The sequence below is a fragment of the Piscinibacter lacus genome, from assembly GCF_016735685.1.
Taxonomy (GTDB): Bacteria; Pseudomonadota; Gammaproteobacteria; order Burkholderiales; family Burkholderiaceae_C; genus Aquariibacter; species Aquariibacter lacus.
Genome location: NZ_JAERRA010000001.1, coordinates 680,178 through 701,975, shown reverse-complemented (window position 1 = coordinate 701,975; position 21,798 = coordinate 680,178). Strand labels below are relative to the sequence as shown.

The following is a 21,798-nucleotide window of genomic DNA, read 5'->3' as shown; positions in this document are numbered from 1 at the left end:
CGGCCGACCGGCGCCCGGGTCGGGCCGCACGGGCCTCAGGGCCGCGCGGGATCGAGTCGCAGGGACAAGGCACCCGCCCAGGCGCCGAGGCGAACCGGCACCGCCGGCTTGCGCTCGGCCTGCAGCACGGCCGGGCCGGGCACGGCATTGCGCAGCAGCTCGCGCACGCCGGCGCGGAAATCTTCGTCGGTGAACAGGGCGCGGGCCCAGTCGCCCTCGCCGCCTTCGGGCGGCAGAAGCTTGCCGACCTCCTTGGCCAGCTTGAGCTCGTTGAGGCGCTGGTCGAACACGGCGTTCACCCAGTCGATCAGCACATTGTTGGCCTCGACCTGGGCGTCGAGCATGGCCAGCGTCGTCTCCCGGCCCGCGGCATTCAGGCGCTTGCGGGCGCGGAAGACAGCGACGGATTCATTGGCCGCCGTCTGCAACAGGTCTTCGCGCTGGCCGCCCAGCCGGGCGCGTCGCCAGGCGGCGCTGGCGGCCTGGGTCACATCGCGCAGCAGGGCCTGGCGGCGCTGGTCCTGGCTGCCGACCTCGGCCTCGGCACGCTGAACCTTGGCGGCGCTTTCGAAAAAGGTGCCCGAGCCCAGGGCCATGCGGAAGCCGAAGGTCGGCTTCTCGGTGAAGCCACCCGGGAACTCGTAACGTTTGCTCACCGTGAGGTCGACCGCCGGGAAGCGGCCGGCGCGTTCGGCTTCCAGGCGCTCCTGGGCCTGCTCCAGTCGGGACGAGGCCTCGCGCAGGTCGGGATTGAGCAGCAGGGCGATGCGCAGCGAGTCGTCGAAGCCCCCGCTCAGCCAGTCGCCCGGGATGCGAACCACGGGCAGGGTGTCCAGGCGAGGTGACACGCCGAACAGGGCGGTGAAGCGGGCGCTGGCCTCTTCGAGGTTGAGGCGGAACTGCAGCACCCGGTTGGCGGACAGGGCCATGCGCGACGAGGCCAGCCGGGCGTCGGTGAGACCGGCGCCCCCCAGCTCGGCCTTGCGCTCTTCCAACGCCATCAGCTCGCGCAGCGCCGTTTCGGACGAGCTGCCGACCTCGGCCAGCAGGCCGAAGCGCAGCACCTGCAAGTAGGCGGTGAGGGTGTCGAGCACCACGGTCTCGGCCGCCTTGCGAGCGAAGGCCTCGGAAGCGGCCACGCCCTTGCGCGCCGCGCGGACCCGCGCGCCCGCCTTGCCTGCATCGAAGACGGTGACGGCGACGTTCGGGACGACGCGGACATCGGCCCGCCGGTCGCGGTCGTTGCCGAGGTCGGTCACGACATTGCCGAAGACCGTGTCGATGCCGAAGCGGGGGTAGCGCGCCACTTCAGCCGCGCGGACCTCGGCCTGGCTGGCGGCGATCTCGGCCTGCGCCTGCTGCACCTCCGGGGCGCTGCGCACCAGGGTGGCCAGGCGCTCGGCCATGGCCTCGACTTCCGGGGACACGGCGGCAGCCGGCGTCGCCAGGCCCGCGACCAGCAAGGCCAGCAACAGCGGACGAAGGCGCAGGGGCAAGGGGCAGCGGACCATCTCAGGGCTCCCGGAAGGCCTCGGCCCCGACCTTGAGCACCGGCCGCAGCAGGAACCAGATGAAAGGCTGGTGGCCGATGATCACATCCACATCGGCCTGCATGCCGGCCGTGACCGGCTGCTTCTCCTCGCCCAGCGAGGTGCCCTCGGTCTCGACCACCATCTTGAAGTAGCTCTCCTGGCTGTCGGGCAGCTTGTCGGCGTCGGCGGCGATGCGCAGCACCTTGCCGTCCAGGGCGCCATAGCGCAGGAAGTCGTAGGCCGAGACCTTGATCTTCACCGGCATGCCGGGGGTGACGAGGCCGCGATCGGCCGGCTTGAGGCGGGCCTCGACCTCGATCAGCGCATCGGTCGGCACGATCTCCAGCACCTGCTCGCCCGGCTTGACGACCCAGCCCGGCTGGCCCGAGCGCAGGCCCTTGACGATGCCGGTGGCCGGCGCCGTGATGCTGGTGCGCTCGCGCTGGCTGCGCGCCCGGCGCAGGTCCTCGCTGGCGGTCGACAGGTTGCGCTCGGTGGTCAGCAGTTCCTCGGCCGCGCGGCGGCGGAAGCGGCCCTCGGCCTCGGCCAGCTTGCCGCGCGCCTCATTGGCCGCCGCCTGGGCCGAGATCAGGCCCTGCCGGGTGCTGCTCAGCTCGGCCCTTGCGGTCTCGTACTCCTTGCGGAGCTGAAGGGCCTCCAGCTCGGCCACGAGCTTCTCTCGGGCGAGCTGGGCGGTCAGGTCGTATTCGCTCTTGAGGATCTCGACGCGGATCTTCAGGCCTTCAATCTTGGCCTGGATCTCCTCGCCGCGGCTGGCGTGGATCTGCACCTGCGAGCGCGCGGCCAGCACCTGGCCGTCCTGCTCCAGCAGTCGGGCGCGATAGGCCTGAAGCTCGGCATCGCGGACCTCGGGCGGGATGTCCTCGGGGAAAGCCGAGGCCGCCAGCGCCGCGCCGGTGGACTCGGCCGTCAGCCGAAGCTGGGCGGCCCGCAAGGCGGCGACCTTGGCGGTGATCTCCTCCAGGTTCAGACCGGCGGCACCGAGGTCGATGCGCAGCAGCTCGTCGCCGGCCTGGACCTGCTGGCCGTCCTTGACCAGCACCTCGCCGACGATGCCGCCCTCCAGGTGCTGCACGGTCTTGGTCCGGGCCGAGGGCACGATCTGGCCGGATGCCGTGATGGTCGACTCCACCGGAATGAAGAGCGCCACGGCCAGGGCCGTCAGCACGGCGGCGAGGGCCACCTTGGGGCCCCAGGCTCGCCAGCCTTGGGGCGGGGGTTCGTCCTGCTTGCGCTTGAGACGTTCGAGAAACTGTTCGGCGTTGGATCCTGGCACGCGGTCTCCGTGGACTTCGGGAATCGGGGCGCGCTCAGGCGGCCCGCGCGCCCACGCCGGGGGCCGTCGGCAAGGTCACCGTCACCGGCGCGGCACCGTTCACGGGTGCGGCGGCAGGGGTGTTGCGGGCCGCCGCGTTGGCGACGTTGGAGAAATAGGTGGCCAGCGCCTCGTCGGTGCCGATCTTGAGCACCGAGCCGTCGCCGATCACCGAGAGCGCCGCATCGGCATTGGCCACCATGCGGGCGGAATGCGTCACGACCAGCACCGTTCGGATGCGGGCGATGGACTTGAGCGCGGCAATGAGTTGCAGCTCGCTTTCGTGGTCCAGGTCATTGGTCGGCTCGTCGAGCACCAGCACCACCGGATTGCGCAGCAGCACCTGGGCCAGCGCGATCTTGCGCCGCTCGCCGGCCGACAGCGCCCGGCCGCCCTCGCGAAGCTGGGTGTTGTAGCCGCGCGGCAGCTTGGCGATGAAGGCATGCGCCCCGGCAAGCTGGCAGGCGCGGACGATCTGGTCGTCGGTCGCGTCCGGCGCCACGCGGCGTAGCTGGTCGGCAATCGAGCCGTCGAGGAAGTAGACGTTCTGCGACAGCGTGCCGATCCAGCTCGCCGTCTCCTCGCGGGAGAACTGCTGCAGGTCGTAGTCGCCCAGCAGCAGGCGGCCCTGCTCGGGCCGGTAGAGGCCGGCCAGCAACTTGAGCAGGGTGGACTTGCCCGCGCCGTTGCGGCCGACGATGGCATAGAACTGCCGCGGCTCCAGGCTGAGCGAGACCTCGTTGATGATCGGGTCGAGCTCGGGCGCGAAGCGGAAGGTCACGCGATCCAGCACCACGCGGCCGTTCGGGCGCGGCACCTCCAGTTCACCGCGGCCCAGCTCGACCTCGGATTCGAAGACGGTCCGCAGGCGGTTGGCCGCCTCGATCGAGTGCGCGAGCTGGCGCCAGGCGCCGGCCAGGTTGGAGATCGGCGAGATGGCCTTGAGCGCCAGCATGTTGGCGGCAATCAGGCCGCCGATCGTCATCCACTGGTTGACCACCGCCAGCGCGCCGAAAGCGGTGATGGCCACCGAGGTGATGATCAGCATCGAGTGCGAAAGCTCGCGCGATTCCTCGATCTCGCCGCTCTTGGTGTAGCTCTCGGCCAGCCAGCTCTCGTAGTTGTCGCGCCACTGCTTGATCACGGCGGTCTGCTGGGCGAGCGACTTGACCGATTCGCGGGCTCGGCAGACTTCCGCGGTGAGCATGTCGAGGTTGCGGGCGCGCTGAAGCTCCAGCACCTTGCCCGACTTGACCTCGTCGGCCAGCCACCAGGCCATCACGCTGAAGACCAGCAGGGCGATCAGCACCACCGGCAGCACCGGCAGCGCGACGATGCCGATGATGACCAGGGCGAACAGCGCCACCGGCAGGTCGAAGATGGACTGCACGATCACGCCGGTGAGCAGCACCCGCACCGCGCTCGCATCGCGGAACAGCGCCATCCAGGCCGCGGCGGTGCGCTCCTCCAGCGCGCGCAGCGGCTGGTTCAGCATGCGTTCGAGCAGGGCGCCCTGCAGCGACCAGTCGATCGAGGCCCCGGCCTCGCGCAGGCGCCGCGAACGGCCGCGGCGCAGCATCCACTCGATGGCCACAGCCACCGCCACGCCGGCCAGCAGCGCAATCAGGGTCGACATGCCGTGGCGGTAGATCACGCGGTCATAGACCTCCAGCGTGAACACCGAGGGCAGCAGGGCCAGCAGGCCGATCGGCGCCGACAGCAGGGCCGACACCTTGAGCAGCTTTCGGGCATCGGAGAAACCGCGGGACAGTTGTCCGCCGACTGCGGCATCCACCAGCCCGCCCTTGGCGCGCAGGCGCTCGGGAAGCAGAAATTCAATCACGGCGAGGCATCCTCGTTGCGGAAACCGGACGGGAAGCCGCCCCCAAGCCCGCGTGGTCCGGCAGCGCGGGCGCTCGCGGGGGCATCCAGCGCCAGGCCCTGGGCCTGGGCTTGGCGAAGCTCGCGCAGCCGCCGGAGCAGCAGGCGAAGCAGGGCGACCAGGCGCAGGGCCTCGTCACGGAATTCGGGGTAGCGCTGAAGCAGCAGCAAGCGCTGCTCGGCTTCGCGGCTCAACTGGGCTTCGAGGCGCGACCAGGCATCGTCGCCCTCCCCGTCGGCGTCGACTTCGGCCAGGCCGGCATCCTGGACCGCGCGCTGCCAGGCATCGAGCCGGCCGCGCATGTCCGGATGACCGCTCAGCAGGGGCTCGACCGCACGGACTTCCTCGGGCCGCAGCACGCCCAGCGCGAGCAGGCCGGCGATGACCTCGGAGGTCGGCATGGGCTGGCTCATTCCGCGCTCCCGGCGCTGGGCGCGATCTCGACCCGCAGCGTGGCGCGCAGGTGGATCAGGCCGCGACGCAACCAGGTCTTGACCGTGCCGACGGGCAGGCCGAGCTGGGCTGCGATCTCGGGATTGGACAAATCGTGGTGGAACCGCAAGAACAGCACCTGACGGTAGTGGGAAGGCAGAGCACGCAGGGCCTGGGCAAAGGCTTCGCTGCGGGCGCTGACCCGGTCGAAAAGGCGGTCGCGGCCATCTTCGTGACCGTCCTGCCATGCCGTGATGTCGGCGGACTCGCCGTCTTCTTGATCAAGCTGGATGACCTTGGCCCGTTGCACGGCATGGTTCATCGCCTGGTTGCGGGCGATCTGGAACAGCCAGGCCTCGGGCCGACCCACCTTCTGCGGATCGTAGGACGAAGCGTAGCGCCAGACCCGCAGAAAAACGTCATGTGCGACGTCCTCGGCCGCGTGCTCGTCGTGCAACACACGCATCGCATAGTTACGAATGCGGGTGCTGTAGCCCAGATAAAGCTCGCGCAGGGCTTGGCGGTCGCGATCCTGAATGCGGCGGATCAGCAGGTCGATGCGCTCCGGCTCGGACACCGGCAAGGCCACCCGCAGGGCGGCGCCTGCGACGCCCTCCAGGCCGGTCGGCAGCACCAGGGTGTTCATGCCGGCATCCGCGAAAGCATGAAACCCGCCCGGACCGGTGGCAGGGCGCGATGCACAGCAGGAAGACGCGGGCAGATCGACATCCGGGCCCCGGAGCGGTTGACAGACGAGGGTGTGGCCTGGCCCCGGCCGGTCCGGCGACCGCGCCGCACCCCGTGGGTCCGGCATGGCCGCTCGGGCGAGAAACGGATGCATCCGTTTCCTGCGTCCCGGGGAACATTACAAACCGACAGCTAGACAAGAGCCTCCAGCCGCCGAGCGCCGCAATATACCGGCAATACCCCCGCTTTCGGGTGAGCTTTCAGGCCCTCACCCCCCGTTCCGCGCGGGAAGTGATGAATCCTGCGCGGCGGGGCCGGGCCAGCCTGCGTCCAGCGCGGCCTCAGCGAGGCCGCGCCGACCCGATCACTTGTAGAGCACTTGCGGCAGCCACAGGCCGATCTCGGGGAAGACGTAGAGCAGCACGATCGCGATCACCTGGATGCCCATGAAGGGCAGCATGCCGCTGAAGATCTGGTTCAGCGTCACGTGCTTGGGGGCCACGCCCTTCAGATAGAAGGCGCTCATGGCCACCGGCGGGCTCAGGAAGGCGGTCTGCAGGTTCAGCGCCACGAGCAGGCCGAAGAACAGCGGATCGACGCCGAAGTTGTCCAGCAGCGGGATGAAGATGGGCATGAAGATCACGATGATCTCCGTCCACTCCAGCGGCCAGCCCAGCACGAAGATGATCACCTGGCTCAGGATCAGGAACTCGGTCTTGCTCAGGTTCATGCCGAGCACCCAGTTCTCGACCAGTTCCTGCCCGCCCAGCAGGGCGAAGGCCGCCGAGAAGATGGCCGAGCCCACGAACAGCCAGCAGACCATGGCCGAGGTCTTGGCCGTCAGGTAAACCGACTCCTTGACCACGGTGAAGTTGAGCTGCTTGTAGGCCGCCGCCAGCAGGAAGCCGCCCAGGGCGCCGATGGCCGCCGCTTCGGTCGGCGTCGCCAGGCCGAAGACGATGGAGCCGAGCACCGCCAGGATCATGATCAGCAGCGGGAAGAAGCTCGACAGCAGCATCTTGAAGATCTCGAAGCGCGTCGTGCTGAGGATCCCGTAGTAGGCCAGCAGCGCGAGGCCGGCCACGCCCACGCCGATCCAGTAGTTCTGCGAGGGGCCGACCGCCGCGGCCGGCGCCTCGGGCGCGCCGGGCTCGGCCAGGCCCGGTTCGGCCAGGCCGCCGCTCGGCGCCGCGGCGGGCGCGGCACCCGGGGGCTCGCTCAGGCCGCCGGCAGCACCCGGCGGCTCGCTGAGCCCGCCCGAAGCGCCCGGGGGCTCGCTCAACCCAGCCGAAGCGCCCGGCGGTTCGCTCAAGCCACCCGACGCGCCGGGCGGCTCGCTCAGCCCGCCCGATGCCCCGGGCGGCTCGGCCAGGCCGCCGTTGTCGGCCCGGCGCTCGGTGGCGGCGCCGATCTCCTGCAGGGCGGGCTCGGCGGCCGCTGCGTCGTCGGCCGAAGGCGCCCGCGGATAGGCCGCCAGCGCGACCAGCAGCACCAGCAAGGCCGGCAGCAGCGCAACGAAAAGCTGCTTGAGCAGGTAGCCGGTCGGCACCTCGGCATTGCGGCGACCCTTGAGGGCGCCCAGCAGCATGGGCAGCACGCGGCGATCGGGCGTGGCGCCGACTGCCTTGAGCGGCTGGGGCAGGGGCACAGCCCGCTCGGCGGCACTCAGCGGCGGCGCCAGCTCGGGCTTCACCTTGGCCACGATGATGACGTAGAGGATGTACAGGCCCGCCAGCATCAGGCCGGGGAAAAAGGCGCCGGCGTAGAGCTTGACGACCGAGACACCGGCCGTGGCGCCATAGACGATGAGCAGCACCGAAGGCGGAATCAGGATGCCCAGGCAGCCGCCGGCCGTGATGGCCCCGGCCGACAGCGGCACGCTGTAGCCCGCCCGCAGCATGGCGGGCAGGGCCAGCAGGCCCATCAGCGTCACCACCGCACCGACGATGCCGGTCGCGGTGGCGAAGACCGCGCAGGTCACCAGCGTGGCCACGGCGAGCGAGCCGGGCACGCGAGACAGCGAGAGGTGCAGGCTCTTGAACAGCTTCTCGATCAGGTTGGCCCGCTCGACCAGGTAGCCCATGAAGACGAAGAGCGGGATTGAGATGAGCACGTCATTGCTCATCACCTTGTAGGCCGACTGGACCATCAGGTCCAGGGTCTTGGTGGTGTTCTCCTCGTAGGCGATCCAGGTGAAGAGCATGCCCATGCCCATCAGCGTGAAGGCGGTGGGGAAGCCCAGCATGATCGCCACGACCACCAGCGAGAGCATCAGCAGGCCGATGTGGCCATTGGTGATGGTGTCCACGCTGATCAGCATGGCCCCGGCCGCGGCGACGATGATCGCCATCAGCGAGAAGCCGAACCACAGTTCCTTGCGCAGCTTCATGCCTGGCCCCCTTTCTTGGCGCCCAGGGCGTCGAGCGCGGCAATGTCTTCGTCCTTCACCTGGACCATTTCCTTGAGCTTGTCGACGTCGACTTCCTCGACGTCCTGTTCGCGCGAGGGCCAGACGCCATCGCGCAGGCAGATCACGCAGCGCACGATCTCGACCAGGCCCTGCAGCAGCAGCACGGCGCCGGCCACGGGGATCACGAACTTGAAGGGATAGAGCGGCAGGGCATCGGCCGAGAAGGTCTGCTCGCGGATTGCGAGCGACTCCTGCGCGAAGGTCCAGCCGGCCCAGGTCAGCGCGACGATGCCCGGCAAGAAGAAGAGGATGTAGAGCAGCAGGTCGATGGAGGCCTGGGTGCGCGGCTGGAAGAAGCCGTAGAGCACGTCGCCGCGCACATGGCCGTTCTTGCTCAGCGTGTAGGCACCGGCCGTCATGAACAGGGTGCCGTAGAGCATGATCTGCGCGTCCAGCACCCAGGCATGCGGGGTGTTCAGCGCGTAGCGGGAGAAGACCTCCCAGGAAATCAACAGGGTGAGCAGGACCACCGTCCAGGCGCACAGCTTGCCGAAGCCTGTGGACAGGCGGTCGACGGCGAGCAGCAACTTTTGCATCGCAGATCCTCGTTCTTCAGGGCGGGCCGAGAAAGCGACAGGGGCGCCATCGTGGCGCCCCCGCTTGCTTCAGCCCGTCATGCGGGCCGGTGTCAGCCCTTGCGGCCGAAGTAGTGGTTGAAGGCCATGGTGAAGTCCACCGAGTAGTCGTTCTGCCACTGGCCGCAGCGCTGGGCGAAGGCCCGCTGCGAGTCGAGCACCTTCTTGAACAGCGGGTTCTCGGCCGACTTCTTCTCGATGGTCTTGTCCCAGGCTTCGAGCTGGGCACGCAGGATGGCGTCCGGCGTCTTGTAGAACTTGACGCCCGCCTTCTTCATCTCGGCGTAGTCGGTCGAGTTGCGATGGATGGCCTTCCAGCTCATGTCGGCGCTGGAGGCCTGCACGGCGTAGTCGATCATCGAGCGCAGTTCGGCAGGCAGGCTGCGGTACTTCGGACCGTTGAAGAGGATCTCGAACTGCTCGCCGCTCTGGTGGAAGCTTTGCAGCATGCAGTTCTTGGTCACGTCGGGGAAGCCGAGCAGGCGGTCGGACGAGGCATTGTTGAACTCGGCCGCGTCGATCAGGCCGCGGTCCAGCGCCGGGACGATCTCGCCGCCGGGCAGCGGGTTGACGGCCACGCCCATCTCGGTAAACACGTCCACGGCCAGGCCGACGGTGCGGAACTTCAGGCCCTTCATGTCCTCGGCCTTGGCGATCGGCTTCTTGAACCAGCCCAGGGGCTGGGTGGGCATGGGGCCGTACATGAAGCTGGCCACGTCCAGGTTCAGGGACTTGTAGATCTCGGCCACGAGATCCCGGCCGCCGCCGTAGTTGTGCCAGGCCAGGACCATGTTCGGGTCCATGCCGAAGGCCGGGCCCGAGCCCCACAGGGCCAGGGCCGAGTTCTTGCCGTACCAGTAGGCGATCACGCCGTGGCCGCCGTCGAGGGTGCCCTTGTGCACGGCATCCAGCATCTGGAAGGCCGGCACCACCGAACCGGCAGGAAGCACCTCGATCTTGAGGCGGCCGCCGGCCATGTCGTTGACCTTCTTGGCGAAGTCCAGCGCGTACTCGTGGAAGATGTCCTTGGCCGGCCAAGTGCTCTGGAAGCGCAGGGTGACGGTCTCCGCCTTGGAGATCATCGGTGCGGCCAGGGCGGTCGCGCCCACGGCGCCTGCAGACGCCTTCTTCAGGAAGCGGCGGCGCGGGGCGCCGGGGCTCTTCTTGGCTTGGAAATCGCTCATGGTGTCTCCTCGGGTCGGGTGAGCGCAGGCTGGGCCTGCGCCGGGGGTGGGGCCGAAGGGCGGATGCTAGGGAGCCCGTCCGGAAGGGCGCCTGCGGGAACCACGTACATGGCCCCCCGGGCTTTCCCGGGCTGACCCCGCGCCTCAGAGCGGGTTGTAACCGTTATCGGTCGCGCCCGGCGGCAGCACGGGCAGCGGCTCGTCGATGCTGGAGAAAGGCTGGCCGATGCGGTGGCGGAAGCGCCGCCGCTGCTCGTAGGGGAACACATCATGCACGTGTCCGCCACCGATGCGGTCCTTGTGCGACTGCCAGAAGTCCACGTCGAGCAGATCGGCGTGGTACTTCATGAAGATCTCGCGCACCCCCGGGTGGCCGAGCAGGAAGGGGCCGAAGGTCTCGGGGAAGACATCCCGGGGGCCGACGGCGTACCAGATCTCGCCCGACATCTCGTCTTCCTCGTTGCGCGGCGTGGGCACGCGGCGGAAGTTGCAGTCGGTGATGTACTCGATCTCGTCGTAGTCGTAGAAGACCACCTTGCCGTGGCGGGTCACGCCGAAGTTCTTCCACAGCATGTCGCCCGGGAAGATGTTGGCGGACACCAGATCCTTGATCGCATTGCCGTATTCGACGACGGCATGCTCCATCTGGTCGGGGCGGGCTTCCTGCAAGTAGATGTTGAGCGGCACCATGCGACGCTCGATGTAGAGGTGCCGGATGATCAGGCTGTCGCCCTCCTCCTCCAGCACGCTGGGGCAGAAGTGCTTGAGTTCGGCGACCAGTTCATCCTCGAAGCGGGCGCGCGGAAAGGCCACGGTGCTGTATTCGAGCGTGTCGGCCATGCGGCCGACGCGGTCATGCTGCTTGACCAGCAGGTATTTGCTCTGGATCAGCTCGCGGCTGGTTTCCTTCTGCGGCGGGTAGAAGTCCTTGATGACCTTGAAGACGAAGGGAAAGGACGGCAGGTCGAAGACCAGCATCACCATGCCCTTGATGCCCGGGGCGATGCGGAACTTGTCGGTCGAGTGCCGCAGGTGGTACTGGAAGTCGCGGTAGAACAGGTTCTTGCCGTGCTTCTGCAGGCCCAGCGCGTTGTACAGCTCGGCCTTGGGCTTGCGCGGCATGAGGCTGCGCAGGAACTGCACGGTCGCGCTGGGAATGGCCATGTCGACCATGAAGTAGGCCCGCGCGAAGCTGAACAGCAGCAGCATGTCGTCGACGCCGAACAGGGCCGCGTCGATGTAGAGCCGGCCGTGCCGGTTGTGCAGGATGGGCAGCGCGAAGGGCGTCTCGACGAAGCCGTTGACGATCTTGCCGACCAGGTAGGCGCCCTTGTTCCGGTAGAACAGGCTGGACAGCACCTGGATCTGGAAGTTGGTCTTCAGCCGGCCGTCGCCCAGCCGCTCCAGCACCGCGTCGAGGATGTGCGAGACATCGCCGTCCAAGTCCTCGAAGGGCAGGGCCAGCTCGAAATGCTCGATGACCTGGCGCACCGTCTCGCGCAGGTTCTGGCGGGTCGGGTAGTAGGCGCGGTAGGTCGGCTGCGAGGCCGGCTCCAGGTTCTCGATGTATTCGGTGCTCAGCGCCGGCCGCACGAAGATGAACTCGTTGCGGAAGTAGCCGCGGTGCAGGATCTTGGTCGTGACCGAGTTGAAGAAGGTCTCGGCCAGCTCGGGCTGCATGTGGTCGGTCAGCAGGCCGATGTAGTGCAGCTTGACCTGCTGCCAGGTCGTCGTGCTGAGCTGGCCGGCTTCGAACTCGGTCTCCAGGCGCTCGGCCGCCTCGGCCACCCGTTGGTCGTAGTACTCGATGCGCTCGCGCTGCGCGCGCTGCTGGCCGTGCCAGTCGGCAGCCTCGAAGCGCTGCTTGGCCTCGGCGCTGGTCTGGCGGAAGAGGCGGTAGTGGCGGTTGAAACCCTCGATCAGCGCCTGGGCGATGTCGAAGGCTCGCGTGTCATCGAGGGCGGACGGGAACATCGGCAGCGTTCAGGCAAGGGCGCGCTTCAGCGCGCGGGCGGGTTCGGGGCGGCCAGCCGGTCGGCATAGCGCTGCTTGAGGGCCTTCACCGCATCGGCATGGCCTTGCAGCAGCGATTCCAGGTCGGTGGCCGAGAACTGCAGATCGTTGAGGAAACCGTCTCGCAAGCCGTAGACCAGCGCATGAATCGTCACCGACTGGCCGCGCTGCCAGGCGTCCAGCAGCACGGTGGTCTGGCCCAGGTTGTAGACCTGCTCCAGCACGTTCAGCTCGCACAGGGCCTCGTGGCCGATCTCGGGATCGGGCAGGCTGTAAAGCCAGTCGGCATGCTTCTGGCGCACGTCCTGCACATGGCGCAGCCAGTTGTCGGCCAGGCCGACGCGGGACCCGAGCATGGCCGCCTTCACGCCGCTGCAGCCATAGTGGCCGACCACCATCACATGCTTGACCTTGAGCAGGTCGACCGCGAACTGCACGACCGACAGGCAGTTCAGGTCCGAATGCGCGACCACATTGGCCACATTGCGGTGCACGAAGAGCTCGCCCGGTGCGAGATCGACGATCTCGTTGGCCGGCACCCGGCTGTCGGCGCAGCCGATCCACAGGTACTCGGGGGTCTGCTGCTTCTGCAGGCGGCTGAAGAAACCGGGATCGGCGGCCTCGGTGCGGGCGGCCCATTCACGGTTGCGCTTGAAGAGGGGGCCGAGGCCCGGGGTGGCGTCGTGATTCATGCCGCGAGTGTGCCAAGTTCCCGGCCCCTGCGGCCACCCCACCGGCCGGCCGTGTACAAGGCCGGCTGAACGATCGCTGCCCCAGCCACCGCCCATGCCCGCCCCCAACGTCCGCCTCCACCACCCCCTGGGCGACCGGCTGCCGCCCCCCGGCGGCTTGCTGCCCCTCGCCCCCGGCTTGCAGTGGCTGCGCATGCCGCTGCCCTTCGCGCTGGATCACATCAACCTCTGGCTGCTGGACGACGAGGCCGCCGGCCAGGCTGCCTGGGCCGTGGTCGACACCGGCCTGGACGATCCGGCCACCCGCGCCCGCTGGCAGGCCTTGCTCGACGGCCCGCTGGGCGGCCGGCCGCTGAGCCGGGTGATCGCGACCCACATGCATCCCGACCACCTCGGCCTCGCGCACTGGCTGTGCGCGCAGCACGGCGTGCCGCTGGCCATCAGCGCGGGGGACTGGCTCAGCGCGCAGCGCGCCTGCGGCGCCGCCGCGCCCGACAACCGGGCGCTGGCCGCCCACTACGCGCGTCATGGCGTGAGCGACGAGGCCGTGCTCGACGGCATCCGCGCCCGCAGCGGCCTCTATGCCCGCCTGGTGCCGGCCGTGCCGGCCAGCTACCAGCGCCTGCTCGACGGCCGGCCGCTGACGATCGGCGGCCAGGCCTGGACGCCGATCGCCGGCTACGGCCATGCGCCCGAGCACATGGCCCTGTTCCGGCCCGCGCAGGCGGGCAGCCCGCCGCTGCTGATCGGCGGCGACATGATGCTGCCGCGCATCTCCACCAACGTCGGCGTGCCCGAGACCGAGCCCGAGGCCGATGCCCTGGGCCTCTTCCTCGATTCGATCGAGCGCTTCCGCGCCCTGCCGGCCGACACCCTGGTGCTGCCCTCGCACGGCCTGCCCTTCGGCCGCGTGGCGGGGGCGCCGGCCGGGGCCGGCGGCCTGCACGAGCGCATCGACGCCTTGCAGGCCCACCATGCCGAGCGCCTGGCCGTGGTCGAGGCCGCCTGCCGCGCCGCGCCCTGCACCGCCTACCAGTTGCTGCCCTTGCTCTTCCGCCGGCCGCTGGACCTGCACCAGACCAGCTTCGCCATGGGCGAGTCCATCGCCCACCTGCACCGCCTGTGGCATGCCGGCCGCTTGCGGCGCGAGGCCGATGCCGACGGCGTCTGGCACTTCCGCGCCGCCTGAGGGGCCGCCGCCGCTGCCCGAGAATCCCGGCCATGAGCTATTACCAGCGCCACATCTTCTTCTGCCTGAACAAGCGCGACGGCGAAGCCGCCTGCGCCGACCAAGATGCGCAGGCCGCCTTCGACCACTGCAAGCAGCGCGTGAAGGCGGCCGGCCTGGCCGGCCCCGGCGGCGTGCGGGTCAACAAGGCCGGCTGCCTGGACCGTTGTGCTGGCGGCCCGGTCGCCGTCGTCTATCCCGAGGCCGTCTGGTACAGCTTCGTCGACAAGAGCGACATCGACGAGATCGTGGAGCAGCACCTGGGCCAGGGCCAGGTCGTCGAGCGACTGCGGCTGCCGCCCGAGGTCGGCCGTTGAGCGCCGCGGCCAAGACCCGGGTCGGCCTGCGGCCCGGCCCGGCCGGCGCCCTGGCCTGCGCCTACGACGAGCCGCTGGACGTGGCCGAGGGCCGCGCCGCGCCGGCCGGCACCCTGATCTGCTGCCATCCGCATCCGCAGCACGGCGGCACCATGGAAAACAAGGTCGTGCAGACCTTGGTGCGGGCCGGCCTGATGCGGGGCTGGCGGGTGGTCCGCTTCAACTACCGCGGCGTCGCCTCGCCGCTGGGCGCCTCCGAGGGCGTGTGGGGCGAGGGCCGTGGCGAGCTTGAGGACACCCTGGCCGTGCTGGCCGCCGAGCGCCCGGCCGAGGGCCCCTGGGCGCTGGCCGGCTTCAGCTTCGGCGGCTGGATGGCGGTCGAGGCCGTGCTGCGCCTGCCCGAGGCCCATTGGCCGCAGCACCTGGCCCTGATCGGCCCCTCCACCGCCCGCCAGCCCGTGCCGGCCCTGCCCGAGGGCCTGCGCGCCCGCACCCTGGTCGTGCACGGCGAGGTCGACGAGGTCGTGCCCCTGGCCGCCACCCTGGACTGGGCCCGCCCGCAGCAGCTCCCGGTGACCGTGATGCCGGGTGTGGGACACTTTTTCCACGGCCAACTGACCGGCTTGAAGCAGGTGCTGGCCCAGGCCTGGCGGCCCTGAAGCCCCGCCCCTGCGCCGCCGACCGGAACCCGCGCGCCCCTGGGTGACTCCGCCCTCCTCCCCTGCCCCGATCCGGGCCTGGCCTGCGCCTGCGGCGCGGCCCTCGCCCCCTCCCCGATGACTGCCCCGTCCCCCACGATCTCCCTCTTCCGTTCGGCCGGCCGCCTGGCCCTGGGTCTGCTGCTGGCCGGCAGCTTGCTGGCCACGCCGCTGGCGCGCGCCCAGGTGCCGCAGCCGCCGGAGGTGGCCGCCCGCGCCTGGCTGCTGCTCGATGTATCCACCGGCCAGGTGCTCGGCGCCAAGGATGCCGATGCGCCGACCGAGCCGGCCTCGCTGACCAAGCTGATGACTGCCTACCTGGTCTTCCAGGCCCTGAAGGACGGCAAGCTCAAGGTCGACCAGACCCTGCCCGTCTCCGAGCGCGCCTGGCGCACCGGCATGACCGGCGCCTCGCGCAGCTTCCTGCCGCTCAACAGCCAGGTGCGGGTCGACGACCTGCTCAAGGGCATGATCGTGCAGAGCGGCAACGACGCGACCGTGGCCCTGGCCGAGGGCGTCGGCGGCTCGCTCGAAGGCTTCATCGACATGATGAACCGCCAGGCGGCGGCCTTCGGCCTGAAGCAGACCGCCTTCAAGAACCCCGAGGGCCTGAGCGCGCCCGGCCACCAGAGCACGGCCCGCGAGCTGAGCGTGATCGCCAGCCGCCTGGTGCAGGACTTCCCCGACTCGCTGCCCTACTACTCCATCAAGGAGTACACCTACAACGGCATCAAGCAGGGCAACCGCAACCTGCTGCTCTACCGCGACCCGACCGTCGACGGCCTCAAGACCGGCTACACCGACAAGGCTGGGTACTGCCTGATCGCCACCGCCAAGCGCGCGCTGCCCAATGGCGAGCGCCGCCTGCTGAGCGTGGTGCTGGGCGCCGACTCGATGAACAGCCGCGCCAACGAAAGCCAGAAGCTGCTGAACTGGGGCTATGCCGCCTTCGACGCGGTCCAGCTCTTCGACGCGAACCAGGCCGCCGCCACCGTGCCGGTGTGGAAGGGCACGGCGCCGACCGTCAAGCTCGGCTCCACCCAGGCGGTGCGGGTCAATGTGCCGCGCGGCCAGGGCGAGAAGCTGGTCACCAAGATCGAGCGCAGCGACCCGCTGGTGGCCCCGCTCTCGGCCGGCCAGCGGGTCGGCACGATCAAGGTCAGCACGCCGGCCGGCACGCCGGTGGCCGAGCTGCCGCTGGTCGTGCTGGAGCCGGTGCCGCTGTCGGGCCTGCTCGGCCGCGCCTGGGACGCGCTGCGCCTGTGGATCCAGTGAACCCCGCCTCGACCATGGCCCTGCCCGAACCGCCCGAGTCCGCCGTCCCGCCTGCCGGGCGGCCCTCGCTGATCGACTACCCCTGCGCCTTCCCGATCAAGGTGATGGGCTTGGACCAGCCCGGCTACCGCGAGGCCATGGTGGCCCTGGCGCGGCAGTTCGACCCGGGCTTCGACGAAGCCAGCGTCGAGCAGCGGCCCAGCCGCGGTGGCCGCTACCTGGGCCTGACGCTGACGCTGCAAGCCACCAGCCGCGAGCAGCTCGACGCCGCCTACCGCGCCTTCAGCGGCCACCCGCTGGTCAAGGTCGTGCTCTAGGCCCGCAGGCCGTCTGGGCTCCGGCGCCGCGCGCCGGAGCCGCCCCAGGGAAGCCCTCGCATGGATTCAGTCTCGCAACTTGCACTCGGGGCCAGCGTGGCGGTCGCCGTGGCCGGTCGCCGGGTCGGCATCGGCCGGGCCGCCTGCTGGGGCGCGGTGGCCGGCACCCTACCGGACCTGGACGTCTTCATCGACCAGGGCGACCCCATCCTCGACATGGTGCTGCACCGGGCCGAGACGCATGCCCTGTTCTGGCTGGCCCTGGCCTCGCTGCCGCTGGCCCTGCTGGTCGCCCGCCTGCACGGCCAGGCCGCGCTGTGGCGCCGCTGGTGGGCGGCCCTGGCCCTGGCCCTGCTGACGCATCCGCTGCTGGATGCGATGACGGTCTACGGCACCCAGCTCGCCCTGCCCTTCTCCAACCATCCCTACGGCCTGGGCAGCGTCTTCATCATCGACCCGGCCTACACCCTGCCGCTGCTGCTTGGCCTGGCGCTCGCGCTGGCGCGTCGCGGGCCGGGCGGCCTGCGGGCCAATGCGATCGGCCTGGCGCTGGGCTGCGCCTACCTGGGCTGGTCGGTGCTGGCCCAGCAGATGGTCACGACACGCGCCCAGGCGGCCCTGGCCGCCCAGGGCATCGCGGCCGAGCGCCTGCTCGTCACGCCCACCGCCTTCAACACCCTGTTGTGGCGGGTGGTCGCGATCGAGGGCGAGCATTTCCACGAAGGCTATGCCAGCTTGCTCGATGCCGGGCCGGGCCTGGCCTTCGACCGCTTTCCGCGCCGGCTCGACCTGGGCGCGGCGGTCGCCGGGCTCGACGGCGTGCAGCGCATCCAGGCCTTCAGCAAGGGCTTCCACAAGTTCAGCGAGGAAGACGGCCTGCTGCGCATCACCGACCTGCGCATGGGCCAGGAGCCGCGCTATGTGTTCAGCTTCGCGGTGGCCGAGCGCGGCGCCGCCGGCCTGCACCCGCTGCAGCCCACCCGCAAGCTCGGCCGCCGGCCCGACCTGGAACGCGGCCTGCCCTGGCTGGGCCGGCGCCTGCTGGGCGAGCCGCTGCCGCCGCCGCGTTGAGCTGAGCTGAGACCGCCGGCGGCTCAGGCCGCCAGATCCTCGGCCCGGTCTGCGCGCAGCGCCGCCACCGGCCACCAGGACAGCATGCGGCCCAGCGGCAGCACCCGGCCGGCGCCAAGCGCTGAACATCCCGGCATCTGGGCCAGCGCCGCGGCCCAGGCTGGCCCGGCCAGCAGCGCAAGCAAGCAGGCCGCCGGAACCGCGTCCAGCGCTGCCCGCGGCATCAGCAGCAGGCAGTGCTCCCGGACCAGGGGCAGGAAGTCCAGGCCAGCCGCCCGGGCCGCGACCTCGGGGCCGAAGGCCAGGGCGGCATGCCCGGCACGCAACTGCTCGGCCAGTGCCTCGGGGCACGGCTCTTCCGCCCCCTCGGGCGGGGGCGGCAGCCCGGCTTGGGCGCGCAGCTCGGCCAAGGTCAGATGCTCTGCACTGTCCTCGGGCGAGCGCAGGCAGGGAAGCCGGTCCAGGTCAGCCAAGCCGGTCACCCGGTCCGGGTTGCCGGGCGGCAGCATCAGACCGAGGCTGCGCTGGCCGAGCTGGATCAGCTTCTGCGCGCCGGGTCGGAGTCCCGCGCGCAGCGCCCGTGCGCTCGGCCCGTCTCGCCGCAGGCCTTCGCGCAGGGACAGGACGGCAGCGTCGCAGCGACCGCGGACCACCGCCTGCAGGGCCTCGGCCGGACGCGCCGGCTGGACGGGCAAGGCCAGCCCGATGGCACGGGCCTGAAGCTGCAAGCGACCCAGCAGCGGATCGGCGGCACCGGCCAGGCGCAGGACTGGCGCATCCACCGGCAGGAAGAGCGCATCCAGCGCCTGCTGCAACTGGCCGATGGATCCGCTCAGGCGCGCGCGGCACAGGCGCTCGCGCTGAAGCAGAGTCCGGCCCTCGGGCGTCAGCACTGCGCGCTGGCCACGGGCCCAGCGCACCAGGGGCTGGCCGAGCTGCCCCTCCCAGCGGTGCAGCTCACCCCAGCAATGGCGGTAGGACAAGCCGAGGCTGCGCGCAGCGTGCTGCAGCGAACCCAGGGCGTCGAGCGCCTCCAGCAGGGCAAACAAGGGGTGCTGCAGCGCGATGGGATCGGGCAGGCCGTCGGGCGGTGGCTCGACGAGCTGCAAGCTCAGCCTGGCGCGCGGCGCCCTCATGCCTCCACCCACTGCGCCGCAGCACGGGCGGTGGCAATGAGCGCCTGCGTCGGTACGAGCGGATGGCTCAGGCAGGCGGCACGCACGCCGAAGCCCCTGGCGATAAGCGCAGGGCGCAGCACGCGGGCGGGCGGCCCTTCGGCGAGGCGGCGGCCTCCGGCCAGCAGGAGCACGCGGTCGGCGTACTGCGCAGCCAGGTTCAAGTCATGGACGATGGCGACCACGCCGACGCCGCTGTCGGCCGTCAGGTCCCGCACCGTGGCCAGCAGGCGGTGCTGCTGGGCCAGGTCGAGCGCAGCCGTCGGCTCGTCAAGCAGCAGCAGGCGCGGCTGCGCCGCGTCCGGCGAGGCGATCTGGGCCAGGGCCGCCGCCAGGAAGACCCGCGCCCGCTCGCCGCCCGACAGTTCGCGGAGGCCACGCCCTGCGAAGGCCGAGGCGCCGACCTGCGCCAGGGCCTCGGCTGCCCGCGCGCGGGCGACAGCGGGCGGATCGCCATGGGGATGGCGAGCCAGCGCGACCACTTCCAGCGCATGGAAGTCGAAGGCCAGGTCGGTGTGCTGGGGCAGCACGGCACGGCAGCGAGCCAGGGCACGCGGCGACCAGTCGGCCAGCGGCCGGCCGGCCAGCTCAACCGTGCCGCCGACTTGCAGGCCGGGCGCGGGCGGCTCGCCGGCCAGCAGGCGCAGTAGGCTGGTCTTGCCTGCGCCGTTCTCGCCCAGGAGCACCAGCAGCTCGCCGGCCCGCAGTTGCAGGTCGAGCGGCTCGATCAGGGTGGGGCCGCCGGCCTGCCGCAGGCTCAGGCCCTGGCAGCGCAGCAGGGGCGAGCCGGAGGGGGTGCGCGGCGCCTTGCGACGGAAACGGGCGAGCGGATGCAGCAGGGCCATGGCGGAACTCAGGATCGGCCGCGCGCGCGGCGCAGCAGGGCAATGAAGAAAGGGCCGCCGATCAGCGCGGTCAGCAGGCCGATCGGCAGCTCGGCCGGTGCAACCAGGGTGCGCGCCAGGAGGTCGGCGCCAAGAACCAGCAGAGCACCAAGCAGGGCCGCGCCGGGGATCAGCACACGGTGATCCGGGCCGGCCAGCAGGCGCACCAGATGCGGCGCGACCAGACCGATGAAACCAATCATTCCAGTGAATGCCACCACGCTACCGGTGGCAAGCGCAGCGGCAAGCACCGCGCCGACCTGGGTGCGGCCGACCGCCAGGCCAAGGTGCCCCGCCCGCGCCTCGCCCAGGGCCAGGGCATTAAGCGCTGGCGCCAGGGTCCAGGCGACGAACAGGGCCAGGCCGACGGCGGGCGCCACGGCCAGCAACACCGGTCCACTGGCAGCGGAGAGAGCACCGAGATTCCAGAAAGTCAGGGTGCGCAGTTGCTCGTCGCTCGCCAGATAGGCCATCAAGCCGACACCGGCCATGGCCAGGGCATTGACCGCGATGCCGGCCAGCAGCACCCCGGCCAGAGACATGCTCCCGCTGCCTCCTCCGCGGCCGATGACCACGACCAGTCCGGTCGCCAGCAGGCTGCCCGCAAAGGCCGCCAGCGGCAGCGTGGCCGAGCCCAGCGCGCTCGAGGTCTGACCCTGAAGCAGCAGCACACCTCCTGCCCCGCCGGGGCCCAGCAGCACGATGACGGCCGAAGCGGCCAGCGCCGCGCCAGCCGAGCTGCCGATCAGCGTCGGGTCGGCCAGGGGATTGCGGAACAAGCCCTGCATCAGTACGCCGGCCGTCGCCAAGCCGGCTCCGGTCAACACGGCCAGCGCCAGCCGCGGCAGGCGGATGGCCTGCAGGACCGCCAGTTGCTGGATGTCGACCGGACCGAGATCCAGGCCCAGGCTGTGGCCGAGCAGGTGCAGCACGGTCTGCGGCGGGATGGCATAGGCGCCCTGCCCCACCGCCAACAGGGCAAGCAGCAGCAGGGCCAGGGCCAGGGCCGGCAAGAGCCAGCGCGCCGGCAGTCGGCCCCGTGCGCGCCGCGCGGCAGGTGCGGGGGCTGCGGCAGGATGCGAGGGCGCCGGGCCATCCCCGGGCCGGACGGGACCCGGCACGCTGCCCACCCGACCTGCGGCCTGCGGGGCCAGCCGGTTCATGCCAGCGTGCCCAGGCCGCGGGCGAGCTGCTCGATGGCCTGCGGCAGCCGCGGACCGTGGCCCAGCATCAACAGCGCGTCGAAGGCCAGCACCCGGCCCGCGCGGCCCGCCGGCGTGAGGGCCAGGCCGGGCCGGGCCAGCAGGGCGGGCACGCCGCCCAGCGCGTCCAGGCCTTGCAGGGTGCCGAGGATCCAGTCCGGCGCAGCGGCCACCGCGGCCTCGGCGGAGAGCGGGCGGTAGCCCTGCACCCCCTGCAGGGCATTGCGCCCGCCGGCCAGCTCGATCAGTGTCTGCGCCGCGGTGCCGGACCCGGCCACCTGCACATTGCCTGCTGCATGCGACAGCACGAAGAGCACACGCGGCGCCACCGGACCCGGGCGAATCGCGGCCGCCAGGCGGGCGCGCTCGGCCTCGATGAAGCCAGCCAATTGCCTACCCTCGGCTGGTCGGCCCAGGGCAGCAGCGAGCCAGCCGATCTGCGACTGCAACGCCGCAAAGCCATGGCCGGGCACACCGCGCAGCACCCGCAGGCCGGCCGCCTGGACTTGGTCCAGCACCTGCGGCGGGCCGGCATCGGCTGAGGCCAGCAGCAGGTCGGCGCGCTGGGCCAGCAGGCCCTCGGCCGAGAGTGCGCGGTGGTAGCCCAGCTTGGGCAGGCGAGCAGCTTCGGCCGGAAAGAGGCTGGTGCTGTCGGTGGCGAGCAACTGCCCTCCCGCACCCAGGCGGTAGACCAGCTCGGTGATCGAACCGCCCGCACTGAGCAGGCGCGGCGCAGCGGCAGCCCGGGCGGATGGCCCGACCAAGGCGACGCCCAGGCCGCCGGCGGCTGCGGCCAGCCAGTCGCGGCGGCGCAAGGCGGCCGGAAGT

20 protein-coding genes are annotated in these 21,798 nt (G+C 70.9%); 6 read left to right on the top strand and 14 right to left on the bottom strand.

What is annotated here, in order from left to right; all coding sequences use genetic code 11:
• Positions 1-35: 35 nt before the first annotated feature.
• The 10 genes from JI742_RS03210 to can all read right to left on the bottom strand — a co-directional run bounded on the left by JI742_RS03210 (position 36) and on the right by can (position 12,803).
• The gene (locus JI742_RS03210) at positions 36-1,511 is read right to left on the bottom strand and encodes a TolC family protein (protein ID WP_201823944.1); all 1,476 of its coding nucleotides are present in this window, start codon (positions 1,509-1,511) and stop codon (positions 36-38) included.
• Position 1,512: 1 nt separating this feature from the next.
• Positions 1,513-2,829: an HlyD family type I secretion periplasmic adaptor subunit gene (locus JI742_RS03205; RefSeq protein WP_201823943.1), complete on the bottom strand. Its 1,317-nt coding sequence runs from the start codon at positions 2,827-2,829 to the stop codon at positions 1,513-1,515.
• A gap of 34 nt (positions 2,830-2,863) precedes the next feature.
• Complete coding sequence (locus tag JI742_RS03200; protein WP_201823942.1) at positions 2,864-4,711, bottom strand: peptidase domain-containing ABC transporter; 1,848 nt, start codon at positions 4,709-4,711, stop codon at positions 2,864-2,866.
• The gene (locus JI742_RS03195) at positions 4,708-5,151 is read right to left on the bottom strand and encodes a hypothetical protein (RefSeq protein WP_201823941.1); all 444 of its coding nucleotides are present in this window, start codon (positions 5,149-5,151) and stop codon (positions 4,708-4,710) included. The genes JI742_RS03200 and JI742_RS03195 overlap by 4 nt, the downstream gene beginning before the upstream one ends.
• An 8-nt stretch (positions 5,152-5,159) precedes the next feature.
• Complete coding sequence (locus tag JI742_RS03190) at positions 5,160-5,828, bottom strand: RNA polymerase sigma factor (protein WP_201823940.1); 669 nt, start codon at positions 5,826-5,828, stop codon at positions 5,160-5,162.
• A gap of 405 nt (positions 5,829-6,233) precedes the next feature.
• Positions 6,234-8,258 (bottom strand): TRAP transporter large permease subunit, encoded by a 2,025-nt coding sequence (locus JI742_RS03185; RefSeq protein WP_201823939.1) that lies wholly within the window; start codon positions 8,256-8,258, stop codon positions 6,234-6,236.
• Positions 8,255-8,875 carry a TRAP transporter small permease subunit gene (locus JI742_RS03180; protein ID WP_201823938.1) on the bottom strand — a complete coding sequence of 207 codons (621 nt, stop codon included), beginning with the start codon at positions 8,873-8,875 and terminating at the stop codon, positions 8,255-8,257. The genes JI742_RS03185 and JI742_RS03180 overlap by 4 nt, the downstream gene beginning before the upstream one ends.
• 92 nt (positions 8,876-8,967) lie before the next feature.
• Positions 8,968-10,098, bottom strand: coding sequence for a TRAP transporter substrate-binding protein (locus JI742_RS03175; RefSeq protein ID WP_201823936.1), 1,131 nt, complete (start codon positions 10,096-10,098; stop codon positions 8,968-8,970).
• Between the two features lie 144 nt (positions 10,099-10,242).
• Positions 10,243-12,072, bottom strand: a complete 1,830-nt coding sequence (gene aceK / locus JI742_RS03170; protein WP_201823934.1) for a bifunctional isocitrate dehydrogenase kinase/phosphatase — start codon at positions 12,070-12,072, stop codon at positions 10,243-10,245.
• Between the two features lie 26 nt (positions 12,073-12,098).
• Entirely contained in the window at positions 12,099-12,803 is a 705-nt protein-coding gene (gene can, locus JI742_RS03165) for a carbonate dehydratase (protein WP_201823932.1), read from the bottom strand.
• A 94-nt stretch (positions 12,804-12,897) separates the two neighbouring features.
• On the opposite strand from can, the gene JI742_RS03160 reads away from it, so the two are divergent.
• The 6 genes from JI742_RS03160 to JI742_RS03135 all read left to right on the top strand — a co-directional run bounded on the left by JI742_RS03160 (position 12,898) and on the right by JI742_RS03135 (position 17,709).
• Complete coding sequence (locus tag JI742_RS03160) at positions 12,898-13,992, top strand: MBL fold metallo-hydrolase (protein ID WP_201823930.1); 1,095 nt, start codon at positions 12,898-12,900, stop codon at positions 13,990-13,992.
• Positions 13,993-14,024: 32 nt separating this feature from the next.
• Entirely contained in the window at positions 14,025-14,348 is a 324-nt protein-coding gene (locus JI742_RS03155; protein ID WP_201823929.1) for a (2Fe-2S) ferredoxin domain-containing protein, read from the top strand.
• Positions 14,345-15,007, top strand: coding sequence for an alpha/beta hydrolase (locus tag JI742_RS03150; RefSeq protein ID WP_201823928.1), 663 nt, complete (start codon positions 14,345-14,347; stop codon positions 15,005-15,007). The genes JI742_RS03155 and JI742_RS03150 overlap by 4 nt, the downstream gene beginning before the upstream one ends.
• A 117-nt stretch (positions 15,008-15,124) precedes the next feature.
• Positions 15,125-16,321 carry a D-alanyl-D-alanine carboxypeptidase family protein gene (locus JI742_RS03145; protein WP_201823927.1) on the top strand — a complete coding sequence of 399 codons (1,197 nt, stop codon included), beginning with the start codon at positions 15,125-15,127 and terminating at the stop codon, positions 16,319-16,321.
• 14 nt (positions 16,322-16,335) lie between these two features.
• Entirely contained in the window at positions 16,336-16,638 is a 303-nt protein-coding gene (locus JI742_RS03140; RefSeq protein WP_201823926.1) for a YbeD family protein, read from the top strand.
• Between the two features lie 60 nt (positions 16,639-16,698).
• Positions 16,699-17,709: a metal-dependent hydrolase gene (locus tag JI742_RS03135; RefSeq protein ID WP_201823925.1), complete on the top strand. Its 1,011-nt coding sequence runs from the start codon at positions 16,699-16,701 to the stop codon at positions 17,707-17,709.
• 23 nt (positions 17,710-17,732) lie between these two features.
• Here the strand turns inward: JI742_RS03135 and JI742_RS03130 are convergent, their stop codons facing one another.
• The 4 genes from JI742_RS03130 to JI742_RS03115 form a co-directional block, all read right to left on the bottom strand.
• Complete coding sequence (locus JI742_RS03130) at positions 17,733-18,845, bottom strand: substrate-binding domain-containing protein (RefSeq protein WP_201823923.1); 1,113 nt, start codon at positions 18,843-18,845, stop codon at positions 17,733-17,735.
• Positions 18,842-19,729 (bottom strand): heme ABC transporter ATP-binding protein, encoded by an 888-nt coding sequence (locus tag JI742_RS03125; RefSeq protein ID WP_201823921.1) that lies wholly within the window; start codon positions 19,727-19,729, stop codon positions 18,842-18,844. Before JI742_RS03125 ends, JI742_RS03130 begins: the two co-directional genes overlap by 4 nt.
• An 8-nt stretch (positions 19,730-19,737) precedes the next feature.
• Positions 19,738-20,781: a FecCD family ABC transporter permease gene (locus JI742_RS03120; protein WP_236676757.1), complete on the bottom strand. Its 1,044-nt coding sequence runs from the start codon at positions 20,779-20,781 to the stop codon at positions 19,738-19,740.
• A gap of 146 nt (positions 20,782-20,927) precedes the next feature.
• Positions 20,928-21,785 carry a heme/hemin ABC transporter substrate-binding protein gene (locus JI742_RS03115; RefSeq protein ID WP_236676756.1) on the bottom strand — a complete coding sequence of 286 codons (858 nt, stop codon included), beginning with the start codon at positions 21,783-21,785 and terminating at the stop codon, positions 20,928-20,930.
• Between the last annotated feature and the right edge of the window lie 13 nt (positions 21,786-21,798).